Source organism: Limnohabitans sp. (assembly GCF_040401495.1).
Taxonomy (GTDB): Bacteria; Pseudomonadota; Gammaproteobacteria; order Burkholderiales; family Burkholderiaceae_C; genus Limnohabitans.
The window spans coordinates 1-1,533 of the sequence record NZ_JBBAOI010000057.1 but is presented as its reverse complement, the minus strand read 5'-3'; the positions used below and the strand labels follow the sequence as shown (position 1 = coordinate 1,533).

The window sequence follows — 1,533 nt, the reverse complement described above, 5'->3', positions numbered from 1 at the left end:
GGTAATCCCCCCAATTTCCACTGAACCTAAAAGTAGAACAGTTATGCAGCCATGACCAGATGCTGCTTTGGGGTGAACCCGCCCAGGGCCATGTTCGGGCGGTCGTTGTTGTAGGACCACATCCATTGCGTGGCGAAGTCCTGAACCTCTTCAATGCTGGACCAATAATACTGGGACAACCACTCGTAGCGAACCGTGCGATTGAACCGCTCGACATAGGCGTTCTGTTGCGGCTTGCCAGGCTGGATATATTCAAACCGAATGCCCCATTCCTTGGCCCAGTTCTGGATGGTGCCACTGATGTTCTCCGGTCCGTTGTCACAGCGAATCACCTGCGGCTTGCCGCGCCAGGAAATGATTTGCTTCAAGGCCCGGATCACCCGCTCCGACGGCAGCGAGAAGTCCACCTCAATGCCCAGCGCCTCACGGTTGAAGTCATCAATGACATTGAACAGCCGTAAGTTGCGGCCGTCCTCCAATTTGTCGTGCATGAAGTCCATCGACCAGACTTGATTGATGGACTCTGGCACCCCCAGCGGCTCTGGCTTCTCACGCACCAGACGTTTCCGGGGCTTGATACGCAAGTTGAGTTCCAGCTCGCGGTAGATGCGGTACACGCGTTTGTGGTTCCACCCGAAGCTCTTCACGTTTCGCAGGTACAGGTAGCAAAGCCCAAAGCCCCAGTTGCGGTGGTTGTCTGTCAGTCGGATCAGCCAATCGGCGATGAGCGCATTCTCGGCATCTTGCTTGGGCTCGTAGCGATAGCAGGACTCGCTGATGGCGAACACCGCACAGGCCACCCGGATGGCCAGCCCACGCTGCTGCACAACCTCTTTGGCCATCTCGCGCCTGCGAGACGGCCGCGTTACTTTTTTGCGAGGTACTCGTTGGCGATCTCGGCCTTGAGCTTCTCTTCTAGGTACATCTTGCGCAGACGCCGGTTCTCGTCTTCGAGCTCCTTCATGCGGGTCATCATGGAGGTGTCCATGCCGCCGAACTTGGCGCGCCACTTGTAAAACGTCGCGGTGCTGATACCCAACTCCCGGCAGATCTCAGGCACCGGCAGACCGGCTTCAACACGTTTGAGGGCAGCCATGATCTGGCTGTCGGTAAATCTTGACTTCTTCACGTAGAACTTCCTTCTTGGAAAATTCTACTTCTCAGATCTTTGGTTTATCGGGGGGATTACCATTCATCGCAAAGAAAAGACGTCAAAGCAAAAAGGAAACTAACTGTTCAAGAACGTATAGCAAGTAACGGCAAATTTTTCTCGCACACACCAGAGGAAATGGAGCGGAAAAGACAGCATCAAATCGAACTTTACGCCAAAGGAGAGGGCAAGTTCACACAGCCTGAATTCATTGAAAACAACATTGCCTTAGTGCAGGAAAAATTGAAAAACGGAACCCATCACACACAGCAAGATGGTTGGGTCGAGAAATCGAGAGTTGCACATCGACACGAGATGAAGGCTATTGTTCTTGCAATTCGAAAATTTGATGGCGCAACTGTTGAATGTAAATTCGATTCAGT

The 1,533-nt window shown here is 52.8% G+C and carries 2 protein-coding genes; one reads left to right on the top strand and one right to left on the bottom strand.

Features of this window, described 5'->3' with window-relative positions:
* Positions 1-41: 41 nt before the first annotated feature.
* Positions 42-1,129 (bottom strand): IS3 family transposase gene (locus AC9UEO_RS13590; RefSeq protein ID WP_509534597.1). Its coding sequence is split into 2 segments (ribosomal slippage): positions 42-868 and positions 868-1,129, totalling 1,089 coding nucleotides; the frame shifts between segments, so codons are not numbered across the junction.
* Positions 1,130-1,168: 39 nt separating this feature from the next.
* On the opposite strand from AC9UEO_RS13590, the gene AC9UEO_RS13585 reads away from it, so the two are divergent.
* Positions 1,169-1,533, top strand: a 365-nt coding sequence (locus AC9UEO_RS13585) for a hypothetical protein (protein ID WP_509534595.1), incomplete at its 3' end; no start/stop codon positions are given.